At 48.2% G+C, this 1,446-nt stretch carries 1 protein-coding gene; it reads left to right on the top strand.

Translation table 11 applies throughout. The features are described from left to right. The coding region (locus tag ACYVGS_RS17755; protein ID WP_460590031.1) for an ATP-dependent nuclease at positions 1–948 on the top strand (948 nt) is incomplete at its 5' end. Between the last annotated feature and the right edge of the window lie 498 nt (positions 949–1,446).

The raw sequence follows: 1,446 nt of genomic DNA, 5'->3' as shown, positions 1-1,446 counted from the left end.
TTGCCGCCGGCATTATCTCAAATACCTTGCCCTGAAGCAGGGTTTTTCAACAGCCTGTTAGATGACCAACATATCACATTGTTCGATGAAGTTGAGTATGGGTTGGAGCCACACAGGATCGCACGGTTGGTCAAGTATATTCGGGACGATCAAGCTGGACAGTACTTCCTAACAACACATTCTCCCACTGTTTTGCGCGAACTAACAGTTGAACAGTTATACGTCCTACACAAGGAGAATGGCTGTGTCCGCGTAGTGCCAGCTGCGGGAAACGAGCTGGGCGAATTAAACATACAAGGACATATTCGTTCCAGCGCGGAGGCATTCTTATCCCGAAAAGTCATCGTCTGCGAAGGGGCAACCGAAGTGGGATTCTTGCGCGGTATGGATAGTCTTTGGTCGGCCAATGGGCGTCTTCCATTCTCTTACCTAGGGGTAACTCCGTTAGATGCGCATGGTGCAAGCAAGGTAAGAGGTCTTGCAACTGGGTTCAACGCATTACATTACGATGTCATGGTGGTTGCGGATGGCGATGAGCAAAAGCAATTCTCTGAGAAAGACGTTGCCGATCTAAGAAGCAAAGGTATTGCAGTTGTTATGTGGACGGATGAACTGTCGATAGAGCAAAGAGCAATGGCGGATTTACCTTGGGTCCACGTGCTGGCAAGCGCAAAACTAGCTCAAGAGCTCGGATCGCCGGTTCATGATAACGTCAAGTCGAAGCTAAAGATCCCATTGGATGAGGATATCGATAATTGGCAGGATACCGTCGACCTGCGTAAAGCGATCGGCGATGCTGCTAAGTCATCCTCGTGGTTCAAGAACATTTCAAGCGGAGAACGATGGGCTGAAGTTATTTTCCCAGCATTTGAAAATGCCGAGTTCCAACAGAAAGAATTTGCGATACAGCTTGGCAAGTTCCGTACATGGGTTGAACATGGATTGTGATCTGTCAAAGACATTAGCAGATTTCAAAGGTAGGGGTTACGTAATCGCACCTGCCGGGTATGGAAAGACGCACCTGATAGCTCAGGCAGTGAAGGCGAGCGCTCAGCGCCAACTGGTCCTGACGCACACATACGCAGGGGTGAATTCGATCAAGAGAAAGATGCAGTTACTGCAAATTCCACCGTCGCAATACCAGATCGATACCATTGCGAGTTGGGCGTTGCGGATTTGTCTTTACTTTCCGAAGACGTCGAAGTGGAACAAGGATCATCCAACAGGAAAGGATTGGAATAGACTCTATTCGGCCTGCGCGACTATGCTAAATAGGCCATTCGTGCAGCATGTAGTCAGATGTTCATACGGTGGGGTCTATGTTGATGAGTACCAAGATTGTTCTACTCAGCAACATGAATTGGTGGAATCTTTGTGTTGATTTGCACTTAAAACTGACCCGGGATTTGCATCTAATATTGACCCACCCCGAACGCCAGATTATGG

This window comes from Haliea atlantica, assembly GCF_054779855.1.
Note: the sequence above shows the minus strand (reverse complement) of the source record. Positions and strands in the feature narration are given on the sequence as shown.